The sequence below is a fragment of the Bradyrhizobium sp. NAS96.2 genome, from assembly GCF_001908235.1.
GTDB lineage: Bacteria > Pseudomonadota > Alphaproteobacteria > Rhizobiales > Xanthobacteraceae > Bradyrhizobium.
Window position 1 is genome coordinate 1 of sequence record NZ_LGHK01000424.1, and the last position, 1,159, is coordinate 1,159.

The window sequence follows — 1,159 nt, forward strand, 5'->3', positions numbered from 1 at the left end:
TTCGCGGAGGCGACTTTTTCATAAAACTGTCAGATCGAAGACTCATCCTGAGAGTCTGACTCATAAATCATCGCCCCCTATCTGCAGCGGCAAGTCTGCGGGTCAGGAGTCTGATGTGTGCAATCAGCAGCCAGGCAGCTTCGGTTGCCACCGTCGCCTCGAAGTCTTTGGCGAGGCGGCGGCATCTGCCGAACCAAGCGAATGTGCGTTCAACCACCCACCGCCTCGGCAGAAGCTGGAAGCCTTTGACGCCTTGGGGCCGCTCAACGATCTCGATAGTCCATGGACCACAGTCTGAGAGCGCCTCGAGGAGTTGATTTCCGCGGTAGATCCGGTCGGCAAAGACATGGCGCAGCCGGGGGGAAGTTCATCCCCACATTCTTCAGCAGCGGCACGGCGCCATGGCAGTCCTGAACGTTGGCCGGATGAACATGAACCCCGAGCAGCAGGCCATTGGTATCCGTCACAATATGCCGCTTGCGGCCGTAGATGCGCTTGCCTGCGTCGTAGCCGCGTGGTCCGCCAGCTTGCGTGGTCGGCGCACTTTGACTGTCGATCACCGCTGCCGTCGGCTTCGGTCTGCGTCCAAGCTTTTTTCGCGCCCGTTGGACGAGAACGCTGACAATCCTTTGCCATCGGCCTGTATCCCGCCATGTATAAAAATAGCCCTGCACCGTCGAATAGGGTGGGAACTCCAGCGGCAACGCCCGCCACTGGCAGCCAGTCGAAACGATATAGAGGATCGCTTCGACCACACGACGCAGCTCAGTCTTACGCGGCCGGCCGCGCCGGTTCGCTCGCGGCAACAGCCGCCTGATCAGCGCCCATTCCGCATCGGTCATATCGCTTGCATAACGCAGTTCGTCCCGCCGATATTGCTCCCGAGTGATCTCAGTCCAGGGCATCGTGCTCTCCCTCGAATCTTTGCAAATCCGATGGAATCACACCCCACTCAGGTCACTCACCCCTTTTTCAGTCAGGCTCTGAGGAGCGCGCTCTTGCGCGCGTCTCGAAGGATCGACGGCCACCAGCCGGGCCGTGCATCCTTCGAGGCTCGCTCCGCTCGCACCTTGTACTGGAAGGCTCTGCTATCTTTGTTGCGTTCCGCAAGGAATGGCTCGATCCGGGTGGCCACCCGGATCGAGCCGGTCGATCGTCG

2 protein-coding genes are annotated in these 1,159 nt (G+C 60.2%); both read right to left on the reverse strand.

All coding sequences use genetic code 11. The features are described from left to right. Positions 1 to 67: 67 nt before the first annotated feature. Positions 68 to 905 (reverse strand): IS5 family transposase gene (locus tag AC628_RS41715; RefSeq protein WP_143202123.1). Its coding sequence is split into 2 segments (ribosomal slippage): positions 68 to 361 and positions 363 to 905, totalling 837 coding nucleotides; the frame shifts between segments, so codons are not numbered across the junction. A gap of 71 nt (positions 906 to 976) precedes the next feature. After that, positions 977 to 1,159, reverse strand: a 183-nt coding sequence (locus AC628_RS45020; RefSeq protein WP_210190347.1) for a hypothetical protein, incomplete at its 5' end; no start/stop codon positions are given.